Raw genomic sequence first — 16326 nt, 5'->3', positions numbered from 1 at the left:
TTCCTTTGTCAGGGGTGCTTACCCAAGACAGCCACACCCAGCCCGCGGAAGTCCAGCGAATCCGCACTCGAAAAGCGTCAGAGCGCATCGCTGATCGCGAACGTCTTCACAGTAAGGGCGAATCCCCGGTTGACCAAAAAGTCGACGGCGCAGGGAGAGCGGCGAAGATCGCACCCCGAAAGCCATTGACCGGGGTAGGCGAGGCGATCTATGTTTCCGCCGCCCGGAGCCACTGATGGTGTGCGTACCTCTGTGGTCCGAGATGGGTCGTAGTTCCGCAATGGCTGTCTATGCGGGAATCGCCAGTTCGTTCTCCGCGAAACGGGCCCCAAAGTCCCATGTCTGGGCTTCCGCGATTACGAGAACCCGGGAACCCGAGCTACAACAGACGCATGCCCCGAAGAGCTACGGAAATCGGTCCCGCCGGAGAACGGACCGCCGGTGCCATCGAGCGCCTGCGCACCTCGCGCAGGTTCGCCCAGCGCGAGCTCGCTGCCCGTGTCACCGAGCTCGGCCACCCCATGACCAACACCATGCTGTCCCGCATCGAACGCACCCGCCGGCGCTGCGACGTGGATGACCTCGTCGCCATTGCGGCCGCCCTCGGTGTCTCCCCACTCGCCTTGCTCCAGCCCGCGACGTAGGGGTCCGGGGTGGGTGCGCTGTGACGCCGCCCCGGCTTATACCCGACGATCCCCGGTCAGCCAAACCGGGGATTCTCCAGACCATAGAAGTAGTCCGCTCCACCTGCCTGTCAGCAAGTGGGGGCGGACTCGTCATGCCCGATGTCCGTCGCCACAGGTTGTTGACGGAAGATCCCGAAGGTTTCGATACGTGCGAAGTGTTGCTTGTGACAGTGAATTGCTGGCGAATGTCCGTATGTCTCCCCGTGTGTCGCCGCTGGGGAGGGGTTTTCTGAACGTGCGTGAAGCCGCCGAATATCTGGGGCTGTCGCCCGCCACCCTTTACGTGTGGCGGCACCGTCGCCAAGGTCCGCCGAGTTTTCGGATGGGGCGGAGCGGACGTGTGATGTACCGGATCGAAACGCTTGACGAGTGGATCCGGGAACAGGAGCAGGCGGACTCCCGCAGTAACACTTCCCTGAATCCGGTGAATGCCGCCCCGCAGCGCCGCGCCGGGTACGCGGCCACGGCCTGACCGATCTATCCGGGCTTACCATCCGCCTTACGTCCAACCCTTACCCCGAGGAATTTTTTGGCCGGCTATATCGAAGACCGTTGGATCAAAAAGAAGAAGGATCCCGTCACGGGGAAGCGTGAGCGTACGACCCGTTACGGCAAGGGGTCCCGATATCGTGTCGCTGGAATCCCGGGCGTCCGGGACATGTCGTTCGACGTGCTGGAGGACGCCAAGGGATGGCTCCGGCGGTCTGGCATCGACAGCGAACGGGGCGAGTTCGTCGACCCGCGCGACGGCTCCATCACCTTGACGGACTTCGTCACGCGCCACTGGCGCGCCGGCGTTCGCGGCGCGCCCGGCACGGTCAAACGAGTTGACGAGCGTGTACGACTCCACATCCTTCCGCACCTCGGTGCGGTGGCGCTGCGCGACGTGTCGGCGACCGTCCTGCGCGGCTACATAGCCACGCTCGAAGGCGAGTGCTCTCCGCGGTACGCCCGGCAGATCCTCACCTCGCTGTCGAACATCTTCGAGACCGCGATCGACGACAAGCGCCTCGTCCGCAACCCGATGCGGGCCAAGACGGTGCGTTGGCCCAAGGCGCCGGACGAGGATCGTGACGCGTGGCCGCTGGCAACGGCGCAGCGGGTGCGGGACGTGATCAATCCTCGCTACCGGATCGCGGTCGTCGTCGCGCTGGGGTGTGGGCTGCGCCAGGGAGAGGTGTTCGGGCTGTCGCCGAGGGACATCGACTTCGAACGCGGTGTCATCCGGGTGCGCAGGCAGGTGCAACTTCTCTCAGGGCGCCTCTACTTCGCCCTGCCCAAGGGCGGCAAGACGCGCATCGTCGACATGCCTCGGTCGGTGGCCACGGAACTGGCCGCGTACTTCCTCGACCATCCGGCGGTCGACGTCGAGCTCCCCTGGGGCGGACCGGAGCCCGACCGGGAGAAGCAGAGCTTCCCGCTCGTCCTCACGACGACGTACGGCAACGCCATCCGCGCCAACATCTTCAACGACGAGGCCTGGAAGCCGGCCCTCGCCGCGGCCGGAGTCATTCCCGTACGGGAGAAGGGTGCGCGGTGGAAGGCTTCGCGCAAGGACGGCTTCCACGTGCTCCGGCACACCTACGCCTCGGTCCTCCTCGAAGCGGGCGAGTCCATCGTCACGCTCGCCCGGTGGCTCGGTCACTCAAGTCCGACCATCACCCTCGACCACTACGCCCACTTCATGCCGGAGGCCGGCGGCAAGGGACGCGCGGCCATCGACGCACTGCTCGGCACGGTGCCCGAGTACGTACCTGAGGGCCTCGTCTCCTCTCACGGCAGCATCTGAGAGCCCGTACCGACAGCGGTCGCCTGCGCCCGGCAATGTTCCAGCCCCGCCGTTACCTCCGCCTGGTCCGGGCTGTCCTCGGTCGCCAGAAGTTCCCCGGCCGTAACCATGGCCGCCCAGAACTCGGGAGGTGAGCCCCGCCCGTCCCGGAACCGGGTCTGCGCGAAGAGCAGGAAGATCTTCGTGAGCTCCCCGGTTCGAAACCAGGGGATCATGCCGCCAGGAAAGCCTCCGCGGGCGCAGGCGGCAGTCCACAACAGGTTGCGGATCCGCTCGCCGCGACCGTCCAGCACTTGGTCCACGACGAACACGTGCCCACAGGCGAGGAGCATGGCGACGATGTCTTCCTCTCCCGCCTCGAACTCGTCGAAGAGGGGCCGTGCCTCGTGGATTCGAGCTTCGGCGTCCGGCCGGGACACTCCCAGGGCCAGACATAGGGCCAACGCGCAGGCGTCCCAGTCACCGGTGCGCGCGGCCAGTTCGGCGAAGACCTCCTCCTCGCCCTGTCCGGCGGCCAGCATCTCGCGGGCCTCCAGAACGAGCGCGTCCCCGCCTTCCCCGTGCTTCATGGCCAGAGGCTACAGCGATGCTCGAACGCGACAGAGGGGCGCGGTGACTTGAGCGTTCCGTCATTCCCGTGATTCCGGCTGGTCGTGCAGGTGACGACGCTGGGTTCAGCGGCAGAGGTCCATGATGGTGTCGTCGAAGTCGGGGAACTCCCGGGTCGCCAGCTCGATCACGGCTGCCGCCGACCGGCGCTGGTGCGGTGCGAATCCTTGGGCGATGGCTGCCAGCTCCGGATTGTGCTGCGCCTTCCAGTCCGGCTCGTAGGACGTGGCGGCTTCCCAGGGGCCGAAGCCGTCGGCCAGTAGCCACAGGAAGTCGCCCAGGTCGCGTGCTACGACACCGGTCTCGCCCTCCGAGCCGAGGAAGACGATGGGCTGCTCGGCCAGAGGGCGGCTCGGGCGGATGAGCCAGATCGCCGCGTACCCGCCCGTGCCGTCTTGTCCGAACACGCGGAAGTCGTTGCCGTCCAGTTCGCTGTTCCCGGTCCATGCCTGGAACCAGTCGGTGGTCTCGGCAGCGGACAGGAAGGCCGGGAAGGGTTCGAAGTCGACCCCGGTCTTCCCGTCGGCGTAGTCGAATCGAACGGCCATCGCGGTGGCGAGCGCGGCGGGGAACTGGCGGTCATCGGTGGGCTTCACGGAGACAGGCTAGACAGGGGGTCGGCATCGACGCCCCACGGGCAAGGTCGTTGGACGACTGCCGGCTTGTAATCGTCGGGGGAGACAGGACAGGCCTGGTCGCGACAACGGGTGGCACAGCATCTGCTGTGCCACCCGTTGTCGTTACCCTCCGCAATCGCGTGCCGTCGAAGGTGGTCGGCGGTGCGGGAGGGCTGGCCCCAAGGTGCGGGGGAGCGCCCGGCATGGGCGGGCTGCGGATTCTCCCCAGATTCTCCCCAGGGGGTCCTGCGGGCTACTTCTCAGCGTTCGCAGGAGCTAAGTTGATCAATGGTGCTGCTGTGTGGTCTACAGCCAGTCGCGCTTCTTGAAGATGACGTACAGGCTGACGCAGACCACTGCCATCAGCAGGATCGCGAAGGGGTACCCGCCTGACCACTTCAGTTCCGGCATGTCTTCGAAGTTCATGCCGTAGATGGTTCCCACGAGTGTGGGTGCAAACAGGATGGCGGCCCAGGAGGAGATCTTCTTGATCTCCTCGTTCTGCTCGAAGCCGGCCTCGGCCAAGGCGCGCATTTCGGCGTTCTGTTGTTGGGAGACCAGGGTGGCGTTGACCGTCAGGATTTCGGTCAGGGCTTGGCGGAAGCCGTCCACGCGTTCGCTGGTGTGGGTGACGTGGTCGGCTACGTCGCGGAGGTAGCGCTGGAGTTCCTCGTCCGTGCCGTACTTGGCGAAGCCGGCCATCAGGCTGTGGAGCATGCCTACCAGGGGGCGGGTGGCGCGTTGGAACTCGACCATTTCCCGGGAGAGTTCGTAGATGCGGCGGGAGACCTCGGGGTCGCCGCTGAAGACCTCGGTCTCGATCTCGTCCATGTCGATCTGGACGCCCTCGACCACGGGGGCGTAGCCGTCGACCACCGCGTCGAGGATGGCGTACAGGGCGGCTTCCGGGCCGAGGGAGAGGAGTTCGGGGGACTCCTCCATGCGGCGGCGGACCGCCGAGAGGTCCGGGGCCGCGCCGTGGCGGACCGTGATCAGGAAGTCGGGGCCGACGAAGACGTGCAGCTCGCCGAAGTCGACCTCCTCCAGTGCGTCGAGGTAGCGGGCGGCCCGCAGCACGACGAAGAGGGTGTCTCCGTAGCGTTCGAGCTTGGGGCGCTGGTGGGCCTCCAGGGCGTCTTCGACCGCGAGCGGGTGGAGGTTGAACTCATCGGCCAGGGAGTGGAGTTCGGACTCGGTGGGGCGGTGCAGGCCGATCCAGGCCATGCCGTCGGGCTGTTCGCGGAGCCGTCGGAAGGTGTCCGCGAGGGTGGTGGGCGAGGCGACCCGGACTCCGTCGCGGTAGACCGCGGAGTCGATCACGCTGCGGTGGTCCGCGGGGGTCGGCGCCGGCGGGGCCGGCTTCGGGGCCCGTGGGGGTACGGCCGGGGGAGTGGAGGAGGGGGCGGCCGGGCGTCGCCAGCCCGCTCGCTTCGCGGGCCCGGCGCCTGCGCCGGGCGTGGAGGCGGACGGGGACGGGGACGAGGGGTGACGGTCTGGTCGCTCCGACATCGCAGGTCAGCTCCCGGTCGAACGGGTGTTTATGTGTTTGCGGGCAAGGTGCAGCATATCCGGGTGAATGGATCCTGGGGTTCGCGTGATTCCGCGTGATTTCCTGTGCATTCGTGTCAGTTCGTATGAGTTTGTACCGGTCCGTGTCCGTCCGTGCGGGTCTCTAGAGGTCCGTTCCGGTCCGTGCGCGCAGGTGGGGCCGGTTCGGAGTTGCGGACACAGGATGTCCGCATGGCTCGCTACGTTGCTGTCATGGCCTCCAAGACGACGCGTCCCGTACTCGGCACCCGTGCGCTGAACCGCGCCACGCTCGCCCGCCAGCTGCTCCTGACCCGCGCCGAGATGTCGGCGCAGGCCGCCACGGCGCACCTGCTGGGTCTCCAGGCACAGAACGTGAAGCCGCCCTACTTCCAGCTCCACGCCCGTCTCGCCGGATTCGGGCCGGCCGAGCTCGCGGGGCTGATGGAGTCCCGGCAGGTGGTCCGGATGGTCACCATGAGGTCCACCATCCACACCCACACCGTCCACGACGCGCGCACCCTGCGCCCCCTGGTGCAGCCCGCCCGCGACCGGGAGATCAACTACTTCCGCAAGGGCCTGGTCGGAGTCGACCTGGACAGGCTGGCCGAGCGCGCGCGGGCGTTCGTGGAGGCCGAACCGCGGACCATGGCGGAGATACGGGAGGAACTGCTCAAGGAGTGGCCCGGCGCCGACCCGCAGTCGCTGTCCGTCGCCGCGCGCTGCCGGCTGCCGCTCGTCCAGGTCACCCCCCGCGGGGTCTGGGGGAAGAGCGGGCAGGTCCGCCTCACCACCTTGAGCGAGTGGGTGGGAGAGGAAGGGGAGGGAGAGGGGGAGAGGGAAGGGGGAGTCGGGGAGGCGGGCGGGATCGATGACCTCGTTCTGCGGTATCTCGGGGCCTTCGGGCCCGCATCCGTCAAGGACATGCAGACGTGGGCCGGGCTCACCCGGCTGCGCGAGGCCTTCGAGCGGCTCCGGCCCGGCCTGGAGGTGTTCCAGGACGAGAACGGCGTCGAGCTGTTCGACCTCCCCGACGGGCCCCGCCCCGACGCCGGGCAGCCGGCCCCGCCCCGCTTCCTTCCGGAGTTCGACAACCTCCTCCTCTCCCACGCCGACCGCTCCCGGGTGATCGCGCCCGAGTTGAAGGGGAGCAGCTGGTCCGGCAACCAGGCCCACTGCACGCTGCTCCTCGACGGCTTCCTCGCCGGGCTCTGGAAGCTGGAGGGCGGGAGGGGAGCGGGGGCGCTCACCGTCGAGCTGTTCTCCGCCGTCTCCAAGGCCGGTAAGGCGGAGATCGTGGCCGAGGGGGAGGCCCTCCTCGCCGCCATGGGCGACAGCTCGGGCGACAGCTCGGGTGAGGGCTCGGCGGGTGGCGCCGTCCGTTTCGGGTCCATCCGCGGCTGAGGAGAGGGCTCGGCTGAAGAGCGGGCGCAGCTGAGGAGCGGGCGCGGCTGAGGAGCGGGCGCGGCTGAGGAGCGGGCGCGGCTGAGCCACCAGGGCGGGGCGGATCCCGGCCGGCCCCTTCCCGTTCCCGCCGCGCTCTGGTGGCCCGTACGTCCGACACGGCACGATGCCTGGCACGACCGAGATCACCCGCGATCGTTCTCGTTCGTGACGGGCCGCTCGACCGCCGGCCACCGGTACCGACCGCTTGCGGACGGGGCGGGCGGCGGCACGTGGGCCAGGCAGCTGTTCGGGATCAGGGACCTAGGAGAGAGCAATGCGGATTCCCATGACCGTCACGGACTTCCTCGACCGGGCGGAGCTGGGGTTCTCATCCAGCCCGGGCGTGGTGGACGAGCCCGACCAGCCGGCTCCACCGGTCCCCGATGCGACGTACGGGAGGCTCGGCGAGCGCGTACGGGCCTGGCAGGCGGGGTTCGACGCGCTGGGGGTCGGCGAGGGCGAGCGGGTGGCCGTGGTCAGCCACAATTCCGCCCGGCTCCTGGAGCTGCTGTTCGCGGTGCCGATGAGCGGGCGCGTCTGCGTACCGGTCAACTTCCGGCTCAAGCCGGAGGAGGTCGACTACGTGGTCCGGCAGAGCGGGGCCTCGGTACTGCTCGTCGACCCGGAACTGGACGAGGCGCTGTCCGGCGTCAAGGCCCGCCACCGCTTCGTCCTGGGGCCCGAGACGGACACGGGGCTGATGCGCTTCGGGGTGGAGCCGCGGCCCTGGTCGCACCCGGACGAGGACGCGACCGCGACGATCAACTACACCTCCGGGACCACCGCCCGCCCCAAGGGCGTGCAGCTGACCCACCGCAACATCTGGGTGAACGGGCTCACCTTCGGCCTGCACACCCGGGTCTGGGAGCGTGACGTCTACATGCACACGCTGCCGATGTTCCACTGCAACGGCTGGGGCATGCCCTTCGTGATGGCCGGGCTCGGCGTCAAGCAGGTCGTGCTGCGCAAGATCGACGGCGCCGAGATCCTGCGCCGCGTCGAGGAACACGGCGTCACGCTGATGTGCGGGGCGCCCGCCGTCTGGAACACCGTGCTGGACGCGGCGGCGAGCTGGGAGGGCGAGATCCCGGGCCGCGACCGGGTACGCGTCGTCTGCGCGGGCGCCCCGCCGCCGAGCCGGACGATCCAGCGCATGGGCGAGGAGCTCGGCTGGGAGTTCACCCAGATCTACGGCCTCACCGAGACCTCGCCGCTGCTCACCTTCAACCGGACCAGTCCGGCCGACGCGGAGCTGCCCGCCGAGGAGCGGGCGCGTCGGCTCTCCCGTGCGGGGCTGCCCGCGCTGGGGGTCAAGCTGCGGGTCTCCGAGGACGGCGAGGTCCTGGCCAGGTCGAACGTGGTGCTGGAGGGGTACTGGGACAAGCCGGAGGAGACCGCGGCCGCCCTGCGGGACGGCTGGTTCCACACCGGCGACGGCGGCACGGTCGACGAGGCCGACGGCCATCTGACGATCTCCGACCGGAAGAAGGACGTGATCATCACCGGCGGCGAGAACGTGTCGTCGATCGAGGTGGAGGACGCGATCTTCAGCCATCCGGCGGTCGCGGAGGTCGCCGTCATCGGTGTGCCGCACGAGAAGTGGGGCGAGACGATCAAGGCCCTCGTGGTCCTCGCCGAGGGAGTCGACGCAGAGGCCGTCCAGGAGGCGGAGATCATCGCCCACTGCAAGCAGCGACTGGCCGGGTACAAGGCCCCGACGACGGTCGAGTTCCGCGACACCATCCCGCGTACGGCCACCGGCAAGATCCAGAAGTTCAAGCTCCGCGAGCCGTACTGGTCGGACCAGGAGCGGCAGGTGAACTGACCCCCACCCCGGGTGGCCGGGGGAAACGGCCGGGGGGGGGGGGGGGGGGGGGGGGGGGGGGGCGGCGCGCGCGGGCCGCCCGCCCCCCCCCCCCCCCGCCCCGCGCGCCCCCCCCCCCCCCCCCGCGACCCCCCACCCACCACCCAGGGCCGCCCCCGGGCCGGCCCCGCCCCCCCCCCCCCCCCGGGGGGGCGGGGGCCCCCCGGGGGGGGGCGCGGCGGGGGCGCCCCCCCCCCCCCCCCCCCCCCCCCCCCGGGCCCGGCGGTACTAGGCCGGGAGGTGCGCCTCGATCGCGGCGATGACCTCGGGGGCCTCGGGCTCGGTGCGCGGGCGGAAGCGGGCCACGACCTCGCCGGCGGGGGAGATCAGGAACTTCTCGAAGTTCCAGGTGATGTCACCGGCCTCGCCCTCCGCGTCCGGGGTCTTCACGAGCTCCTTGTAGAGCGGGTGCCGGTTCTCGCCGTTGACGTCGGACTTCTCCAGCATCGGGAAGGTGACGCCGAAGCCGGCCGCGCAGAACGTCTGGATGTCGTCGGCGTTGCCGGGCTCCTGGCCGCCGAACTGGTTGCAGGGGACACCGATGACGGTGAAGCCCTTCTCCTCGTACGCGAACTGCAGGCGGGCCAGACCCGAGTACTGAGGGGTGAGGCCGCACTGCGAGGCGGTGTTCACGAGCAGGATCGCCTTGCCCTTGTGCGCGGCGAGGCTGGTGGGCTCGTCGGACAGGGTGGTCAGCGGGATGTCGTACAGGCTCATCAAGCTCTCCTCGGCAGGCAAACGCACGTAGTACCCCGAGCCTAGGCCCCCATGGCGAGGAGGTCTTCCGCCGGGTCGTTGACCGGCTGGGGCATGCCCGTGAGGTCCATCACGAAGAGGGGTATCCCGAGGTCGTCCGCGCGGCCGCGGGCGTCGTGCGTGTATCCGGCGAGGGAGAAGTAGACGCTGGTGGCGCAGGCCGTGAGCCCGTTCAGCCAGACGCACTCCACCGCCCGCAGCCCGGCCGGAGCCGTGGTCGGGTCCACCTGGGCGACCAGGCCGGGAGCCCGCAGGTCCACCGCCGTCGACGGGAGCGGCCGCCCGTCGGGCTGGCGCACGTCCTGGAAGCCGAGCCAGCGCAGGTACAGCGCGGCGGTGACCACTGCGTCCCGGGCGGTCCGGATGGTCACGGGCCGGAAGGCGGGGCGGGGCACCGCGGGGTCGGCCGGGGCCGGGCCGACGGGCGGCGGTCCCGGCCGCCCCTGCGACTTCGCCCCGCGAGCGGAAGGCGGCGGCGGAGAGGACGGCGGAGAGGACGGCGAGGGGGACGGCGAGGGGGACGGCGAGGGGGACCCCGGCGGAGGAGAGGAAGGAACGGGAAGCGGAGGCCCAAGAGGAGCGCGCGCACCCCCGCCCACCGGCTCCAGCGGATGCACCGGAACCAGCACCACCGTCCCGCACGAGGTGCACCCCACCTCCGGGTGCGGCCACTCGCTCTCCCGCCCGCAGGCCCCGCACCGCACCGCGACCCAGCTCTGCGTCCAGGTGCGGTGGGTCAGCTCCCGGGGCGGCGACGTCAGGTCCAGGGGAGGGGCGACCGGGTTCCCGCAGGCGCAGGGGAACACCGGGACGGCGTAGCCGTTCTCGCGCAGGCACGCCGGGCAGCGCACCGGTACCGCATCCGCCATCAGAACCGGACCCCCTCGTCGCTCTTCGTCGCTGTGCGTAGCACCATGCTCCACCACCTGCCACCTGAGGGAGGGCCGGACCCCCGATTTTCGGCCCAGCCCTGGTTTTTCGTACAACTCACTGCCCGAGGCGCGGCTTTTGGTGGGTTCCGAGGTGCCGTACCGCCTTGACGTTGCGGGGAGTCGCCGCTTAGCTTGTTCCGTATAGCAGAACAAAACTTCCGGATTACGGAAAAGCCTGACCCGCCAGACCCGCAGGAGAACTCGATGCCTCGTATGACAGCCGCCGCCGCTGCAGTGGAGATCCTCAAGCTCGAGGGTGTCGAACAAGCGTTCGGCGTCCCCGGTGCTGCGATCAACCCGTTCTACCGCGAGCTCAAGAACGTGGGTGGGATCGCGCACACCCTGGCCCGCCACGTCGAGGGTGCCTCGCACATGGCCGAGGGTTACACCCGCGCCAAGGCCGGCAACATCGGCGTCTGCATCGGTACCTCGGGCCCGGCCGGCACCGACATGATCACCGGCCTGTACTCCGCGATCGCGGACTCCATCCCGATCCTGTGCATCACCGGTCAGGCTCCGGTCTCGAAGCTCCACAAGGAGGACTTCCAGGCCGTCGACATCGCCTCGATCGCCAAGCCGGTCACCAAGAAGGCGACGACCGTTCTGGAGGCCGCCCAGGTTCCGGGCGTGTTCCAGGAGGCCTTCCACCTGATGCGCTCCGGCCGTCCGGGCCCGGTCCTGATCGACCTCCCGATCGACGTCCAGCTGACCGAGATCGAGTTCGACCCCGAGACCTACTCGCCGCTGCCGGTCTACAAGCCGAGCGCCACCCGCGCCCAGGCCCGCAAGGCCCTGCAGTTCCTGCTCGACTCCGAGCGCCCGCTGATCGTCGCCGGTGGCGGCATCATCAACGCCGACGCCTCCGACCTGCTGGTCGAGTTCGCCGAGCTGACGAACGTCCCGGTCATCTCCACCCTCATGGGCTGGGGCGTCATCCCGGACGACCACGAGCTGGCCGCCGGCATGGTCGGTGTCCAGACCTCGCACCGCTACGGCAACGCGACGTTCCTCGAGTCGGACTTCGTCTTCGGCATCGGCAACCGCTGGGCCAACCGCCACACCGGCTACAACCTCGACGCCTACACCAAGGGCCGCAAGTTCGTCCACGTCGACATCGAGCCGACCCAGATCGGCAAGATCTTCGCCCCGGACTTCGGCATCGCCTCGGACGCCAAGGCGGCCCTGGAGCTCTTCGTCGAGATCGCCAAGGAGCTCAAGGCCGAGGGCAAGCTGCCCGACTTCAGCGCCTGGGCCGCCTCCGCCCAGGAGCGCAAGGCCACGCTGCTGCGCCGCACGCACTTCGACAACATCCCCATGAAGCCGCAGCGCGTCTACGAGGAGATGAACAAGGCGTTCGGCCCCGAGACCCGCTACGTCACCACCATCGGTCTGTCCCAGATCGCCGGTGCGCAGATGCTGCACGTCTACAAGCCGCGCAACTGGATCAACTGCGGCCAGGCCGGCCCCCTCGGCTGGACCATCCCGGCCGCGATCGGTGCCGCCACCGCGGACCCGGAGACCCCGATCGTCGCCCTGTCCGGCGACTACGACTTCCAGTTCATGATCGAGGAGCTGGCGGTCGCCGCCCAGCACAAGGTCCCCTACGTCCACGTCCTCGTGAACAACGCCTACCTGGGCCTGATCCGTCAGGCGCAGGGCGGTCTGGGCATCAACTTCGAGGTCAACCTCGAGTTCGAGAACATCAACACCCCCGAGCTGGGTGTCTACGGCGTCGACCACGTCAAGGTCGCCGAGGGCCTGGGCGTCAAGGCGATCCGCGTCACCGACCCGGACAAGCTGGGCGAGGCCTTCGAGACGGCCAAGAAGTGGGCCCAGGAGCACCAGGTCCCGGTCGTCGTCGAGGCCATCCTCGAGCGCATCACCAACATCTCGATGAGCAAGACGGTCGACATGAGCGACGTCACCGAGTTCGAAGAGCTCGCGACCGAGCTGGAGCACGCTCCGACCGCGATCCGCAACACCCTCTCGGCCTAGTCCCATCAGGCTGGTCTAGCACCACCGAACGGCCCCCGTCCCTCCTCCAGGAGGAACGGGGGCCGTTCCGCGTTCCCCAGGGGTCCGAGGTCCCGCCCCCGTCCCACCGGGCGGCACGCCCGCGCGCTCATCCGCGGTGTAGGTTCGCCCGATGCGCAGATTCGCGGAGGCCGAGGACCTGTCAGGACCGGTGCGGGACGCCCTGGGAGCGGAGTGCCGGATCGCCGGCGCCGATCGCCTGCGGGGCGGGAGCAAGAAGGGCGTGTACCGGGTCCGGCTCACGGGAGCCGCGACACCGAGCGTGATCGTCTACAGCTGGGCCGACGAGGAGAACTTCTGGCCCGGCGGAGCCGCGGGGCAGGGGACCGACGGAACGGACCCGTTCGCCCCCGCCTCCGGCCTGGAGCCGTTCCTGGCCGCGCAACGGCTGCTGCACGAACTCGGGGCCCGCGTACCCCGGCTGCTGCTGGCGGACGGCAGCCGGCAGCGGTACGCGGCCGACGTGGCGGTGGTGGAGGACGTCCCCGGGGGCACGCTGGAAGCCCTCTTCCGCACCGACCCGGCCACGGCGCGGAAGGCCCTGTCCGGCCTGGCCCGGACCCTGGGCCTGATGCACGGCACCCTCGCCCCCCGCTACGGCAGGGTGGACCTGCTGGAGCGCGGAGGCACCGCCCTCGGCAGCTCCTGCGAGCAGCTGGTCCTCGACCGGGCCCTGCGCGACCTCGGGGAAGCGGCGGGCCGCGACGGCAGGATCAGTGCGGCCCACGGCAGGCTCGACGGCCGGCTGCGGACCCTCCGGTCACGGGTGGCGCCCCGCACGGAACACGGCCTGATCCACGGGGAACTGGGCCCGGACCACGTCCTGGTGACCGAGGACGGGGAAGCGGTCCTCATCGACATCGAGGGCCTCATGTACTTTGACGTCGAGTGGGAGCACGTCTTCCTCCGACTGCGCTTCCAGCAGCGCTACGAGGCCCTGACGCGGCCGGCCCTCGATCCCCGGCGCCTCGACCTCTACACGCTGGCCATGCGCCTCTCCCTGGTGGCCGGCCCGCTGCGGCTCCTCGACGGAGACTTCCCCGACCGGGAGTTCATGGCAGCCATCGCCGAACACAACCTCAAGGAGACACTGGCCCTGCTCCCGTAGTTCGATCCGGTGCCTCCACGGCGAGCGAGTCGTATCGGCAGGCACGCTCCTGTTACGGTCGTCCGTCCGCCGAGGAGGTCGTGATGACTGTTTCCCTGCCTGTCGCTGCCCAAGTGGATCTACGCCGTGAGCCGGTGGACGACGTAGTGGCGCGCGTGGAGAAGGCTCTGCACGTGCGATTGGACAGGCAAGAGCTGGTGCGCAAGCGGCGTTCCCTGGGCGGCCGGACGGATCGGGGAACGTGGGTGCGTATCGAGCGGCGGGGGTTCGAGCGGATCGGCCCGCAGGGCTGGAACGGGACCGAGGCCGCTGCCGTACTGCAAGGGGTCGCGATGCCCGAGTGGTACCAGGGTGTGGCGTGGCGCGAGCCGGGCGAGCCGGTGATGTGGCGCGCGGATGAGTTGGAGCTGATTCCGTCGCCGTCTGTTGGCAAGGGCGCTCTGGTGCTCGAGGACCCGGGCTTGCCGGACAAGTGGTGGGAGGCTTTGAACGCTTCGCTGGACGCGCTTGCCTCACAGGAGACGCCGCGGATCGCGACGCCGGACACGGTGACGATCACGCAGCAGCAGGTGACCCAGACCCTCGGGGCAGTCTTCCCCGGGGTGGGCGATACGCGGATCGAGCGGTGGGCGCCGGCTCATGCAGATCTGACCTGGGCCAACGTGATGGGACCGGAGTTCTCCCTCATCGACTGGGAGGACTGGGGCATGGCGCCCCGGGGCCTGGACGCCGCAACGCTGTGGGGCAACGCGCTTGCCGTCCCGGGTCTCGCGGACCGTGTCCACCGTGAGCGGCGTACGGACTTGGAGAGCCGGGACGGCAAGTTGATGTCCCTGTTCTTCCTGTCGAAGATCGTCGGACCCTATGCCTACGAAGAGGATCCGCTGCTGGCGCCGGCCCGGAGGGAGGCCGAGCGCCTGGTGGCGGAGCTCCAGTGCTGACGGTGTCCGTGGAGGGCCCGCAGGTACTGACTGACGGCGGCGGTGTCCACCTCCGTGCCCAGGGCCTGGAACAACTGGGCCAGGTGCCTGGGGTCGTCGGTGCCGACCGCCATCGCGGAGGCGGTGGGCAGGTGGAACGCGGTCCGGAATGCCGCCTGTATGCGGGACAGATCACTGTGACTCGGTTGCAGGAACGGCCGGGGGTCGAATTCCTCCCACACTTTCCGGTGGCCGCCGCCGAAGGGGCTCATGCCCCAGGTTCTGCCCGGCTGCCAGGCCGTGCGCAAGGCGGTTGTGGCGTCGAGTAAGTCGACGCTTACGAGGAATCCGGCCCGGACCATCAGGACGTCCGGGGACGGCAGGTCGTCCACCCGGACCGTCCCGAGTGGCCGGGTATCCCAGGAGGCCACACCCCAAGCGCGGCACAGACCGTGGCGGGCTGCGTCGGTCAGGGCAGTGCAGGCATTGCCGAGGAGGGTGTGGCCATCGGCAGTGGACAGGCCATCGAGGGTCCGCTCGGGGTTGTGGAGGAGCACGGTGTCAGGTTCCCTGCCGAGTTCTCGGGCCGCTCGCTCGACGGCCAGCCGCAGCCGGACCGGATCGAGGGAGTGCTCCGCACCTCCAGCGCTCGGGAAGAAGCCCACCTTCGTGGAGAGGATGAACCTTGGCAGCAGATCGGCGGCCGTCTCGGCCAGCACCGTGTGCGAGCGGAAGCCGAGGTAGGGAGCCGCAGTGTCCAGGGCGGTCACGCCGAGGTCGAGTGCGGCCGTCAGGATGTCGCGGTGGTGACGAGACCGGTGTAGGCCGAGGACAAGGCGGGGGTCAGCTCCGTGCACAGTTCCTCCTTCACCAGGATCTCGGCGAGCTGTTCCACGTCCAGGCCGGTCTTCTCGGTGGCGTCGGCGATGTCGACGGGGTGGCCGCTCAGCAGCAGGGCGAGGGCGGGGTACGCCTTGCCGGCGAACGTGAGCTTCCTTCCCGCGGCGAGCACGTCCACGGTGTCGTGGTGCTGCTCGATCACGGGCTCGAAGTCGGTGACGCACACGACGGCCGAGGGCTGGCCGAACAGGCCGGTGGCCGGGACGTGCCGGGCGGCCAGGCGTTCCCGCTCGCGGGCATCGAAGAAGTCCTGCGGAGTCAGCTTCGTAGCCATCTCGGCGACGGCGTCGGTCAGGAGCTGCTGTTGTCCCTCCCACTGGCCGGGGGAGTTCCAGCGGTCCAGGTCGTACCGGAACAGGTCCTGCGTGCGGGCCTGGTCGGCGAGCCAGGCCAGCCAGTTCACGCCGACGCGCTTCACGATGCCGAAGGTGGCGTGGAGGCTGTAGCCGTCGCCCTGGTCGTCCCGGGTGGCCTGGTGCCAGAAGCCGCGCGGGATGTGCATCACGTCGCCGGGCTCCATGACGCCCTGCCACACGATTTCCTCGCTGGGCTCCGCGTTGGGGGCGGAGTCGCGGTACATCGGAACCTTGCGCGAGTTGCCGCGGACTTGCCAGCTCTTGCGGCCGGCGAGCTGGACGATCACGGTGTCGTGGTCGTCCCAGTGGAGCTTGAAGCCGCTGGCGTCCTGGGTGGTCAGGTAGGCGTTCACCTGCACCAGCTCGCGGGCCCACCACTGGAGCGCACGGCAGGTGGCCTCCATGGCCGGGTCGAAGAAGTCGACCTCGTCCAGGACCATGGTGCAGCCCTCGCGCATCAGCCCGCCGACGCGGCGCATGTCGGCCATGGGGATGGCCTGTCCCCGCCGGGTGACGGAGGGCTGGATGTAGCGGCCGGGGTGCAGTTCGGCCCCGTCCTGGAAGATGCGGAACTGGGGTGTGGTGACGCTGCGGCGCATCACCAGGTCCAGCAGCTTCATGGGATTGAGCAGGCGATCGAGCAGATCAAGGTCCCCGATCGTTCCCCGGGCGAATGAGGCTCCGAGTGCACCGGGCCCGTCCCAGCCGAGGGCCTTCTCCAATGCGCTGATGAAGTGGTGCTCCACGTGTTCCTCCGGTCGGCGTCATAGCGGGTGAAGGCC

The 16326-nt window shown here is 69.6% G+C and carries 15 protein-coding genes; 8 read left to right on the top strand and 7 right to left on the bottom strand.

Translation table 11 applies throughout. The features are described from left to right. Positions 1-392 precede the first annotated feature (392 nt). The 3 genes from ACIA8F_RS10075 (at position 393) to ACIA8F_RS10065 (ending at position 2475) form a co-directional block, all read left to right on the top strand. Positions 393-644 (top strand): helix-turn-helix domain-containing protein, encoded by a 252-nt coding sequence (locus ACIA8F_RS10075; RefSeq protein ID WP_399377799.1) that lies wholly within the window; start codon positions 393-395, stop codon positions 642-644. 277 nt (positions 645-921) lie between these two features. Next, a complete protein-coding gene (locus ACIA8F_RS10070) occupies positions 922-1158 on the top strand; it encodes a helix-turn-helix transcriptional regulator (RefSeq protein WP_399377798.1) in 237 nt (78 codons plus the stop codon). 57 nt (positions 1159-1215) lie between these two features. Then, positions 1216-2475, top strand: coding sequence for a tyrosine-type recombinase/integrase (locus tag ACIA8F_RS10065; RefSeq protein ID WP_399377797.1), 1260 nt, complete (start codon positions 1216-1218; stop codon positions 2473-2475). Here ACIA8F_RS10065 and ACIA8F_RS10060 read toward each other — a convergent pair. From ACIA8F_RS10060 to ACIA8F_RS10050, 3 genes are all read right to left on the bottom strand, one after another. After that, the gene (locus ACIA8F_RS10060; RefSeq protein WP_399377796.1) at positions 2460-3044 is read right to left on the bottom strand and encodes a hypothetical protein; all 585 of its coding nucleotides are present in this window, start codon (positions 3042-3044) and stop codon (positions 2460-2462) included. The genes ACIA8F_RS10065 and ACIA8F_RS10060 overlap by 16 nt on opposite strands. Before the next feature lie 105 nt (positions 3045-3149). Then, positions 3150-3680 carry an SMI1/KNR4 family protein gene (locus tag ACIA8F_RS10055; protein ID WP_399377795.1) on the bottom strand — a complete coding sequence of 177 codons (531 nt, stop codon included), beginning with the start codon at positions 3678-3680 and terminating at the stop codon, positions 3150-3152. 327 nt (positions 3681-4007) lie between these two features. Then, positions 4008-5210, bottom strand: a complete 1203-nt coding sequence (locus ACIA8F_RS10050; protein ID WP_399377794.1) for a magnesium and cobalt transport protein CorA — start codon at positions 5208-5210, stop codon at positions 4008-4010. 252 nt (positions 5211-5462) lie between these two features. Between ACIA8F_RS10050 and ACIA8F_RS10045 the strand changes: the two genes are divergently transcribed. Both ACIA8F_RS10045 and ACIA8F_RS10040 read left to right on the top strand, forming a co-directional pair. Beyond that, entirely contained in the window at positions 5463-6632 is a 1170-nt protein-coding gene (locus tag ACIA8F_RS10045; protein WP_399377793.1) for a winged helix DNA-binding domain-containing protein, read from the top strand. A 316-nt stretch (positions 6633-6948) separates the two neighbouring features. After that, entirely contained in the window at positions 6949-8499 is a 1551-nt protein-coding gene (locus ACIA8F_RS10040; protein WP_399377792.1) for an AMP-binding protein, read from the top strand. A gap of 267 nt (positions 8500-8766) precedes the next feature. On the opposite strand, the gene ACIA8F_RS10035 is transcribed toward ACIA8F_RS10040, so the two are convergent. Next, positions 8767-9255, bottom strand: coding sequence for a glutathione peroxidase (locus tag ACIA8F_RS10035; RefSeq protein WP_399377791.1), 489 nt, complete (start codon positions 9253-9255; stop codon positions 8767-8769). Between the two features lie 41 nt (positions 9256-9296). Further along, positions 9297-10163 (bottom strand): hypothetical protein, encoded by an 867-nt coding sequence (locus tag ACIA8F_RS10030; RefSeq protein ID WP_399377790.1) that lies wholly within the window; start codon positions 10161-10163, stop codon positions 9297-9299. A gap of 276 nt (positions 10164-10439) precedes the next feature. Between ACIA8F_RS10030 and gcl the strand changes: the two genes are divergently transcribed. The 3 genes from gcl (at position 10440) to ACIA8F_RS10015 (ending at position 14309) form a co-directional block, all read left to right on the top strand. After that, complete coding sequence (gene gcl, locus ACIA8F_RS10025) at positions 10440-12221, top strand: glyoxylate carboligase (RefSeq protein ID WP_399377870.1); 1782 nt, start codon at positions 10440-10442, stop codon at positions 12219-12221. Between the two features lie 151 nt (positions 12222-12372). Further along, positions 12373-13368, top strand: coding sequence for a phosphotransferase family protein (locus tag ACIA8F_RS10020; RefSeq protein WP_399377789.1), 996 nt, complete (start codon positions 12373-12375; stop codon positions 13366-13368). An 83-nt stretch (positions 13369-13451) separates the two neighbouring features. Continuing rightward, a complete protein-coding gene (locus ACIA8F_RS10015; protein ID WP_399377788.1) occupies positions 13452-14309 on the top strand; it encodes a hypothetical protein in 858 nt (285 codons plus the stop codon). Here the strand turns inward: ACIA8F_RS10015 and ACIA8F_RS10010 are convergent. Continuing rightward, positions 14237-15058, bottom strand: coding sequence for an aldo/keto reductase (locus ACIA8F_RS10010; RefSeq protein WP_399377787.1), 822 nt, complete (start codon positions 15056-15058; stop codon positions 14237-14239). The two genes, ACIA8F_RS10015 and ACIA8F_RS10010, sit on opposite strands and share 73 nt — an antisense overlap. 20 nt (positions 15059-15078) lie before the next feature. Next, a complete protein-coding gene (locus ACIA8F_RS10005; RefSeq protein WP_399377786.1) occupies positions 15079-16290 on the bottom strand; it encodes a JmjC domain-containing protein in 1212 nt (403 codons plus the stop codon). Between the last annotated feature and the right edge of the window lie 36 nt (positions 16291-16326).

This window comes from Streptomyces sp. NPDC051563 (assembly GCF_044454225.1).
Taxonomy (GTDB): domain Bacteria; phylum Actinomycetota; class Actinomycetes; order Streptomycetales; family Streptomycetaceae; genus Streptomyces.
Note: the sequence above shows the minus strand (reverse complement) of the source record. Positions and strands in the feature narration are given on the sequence as shown.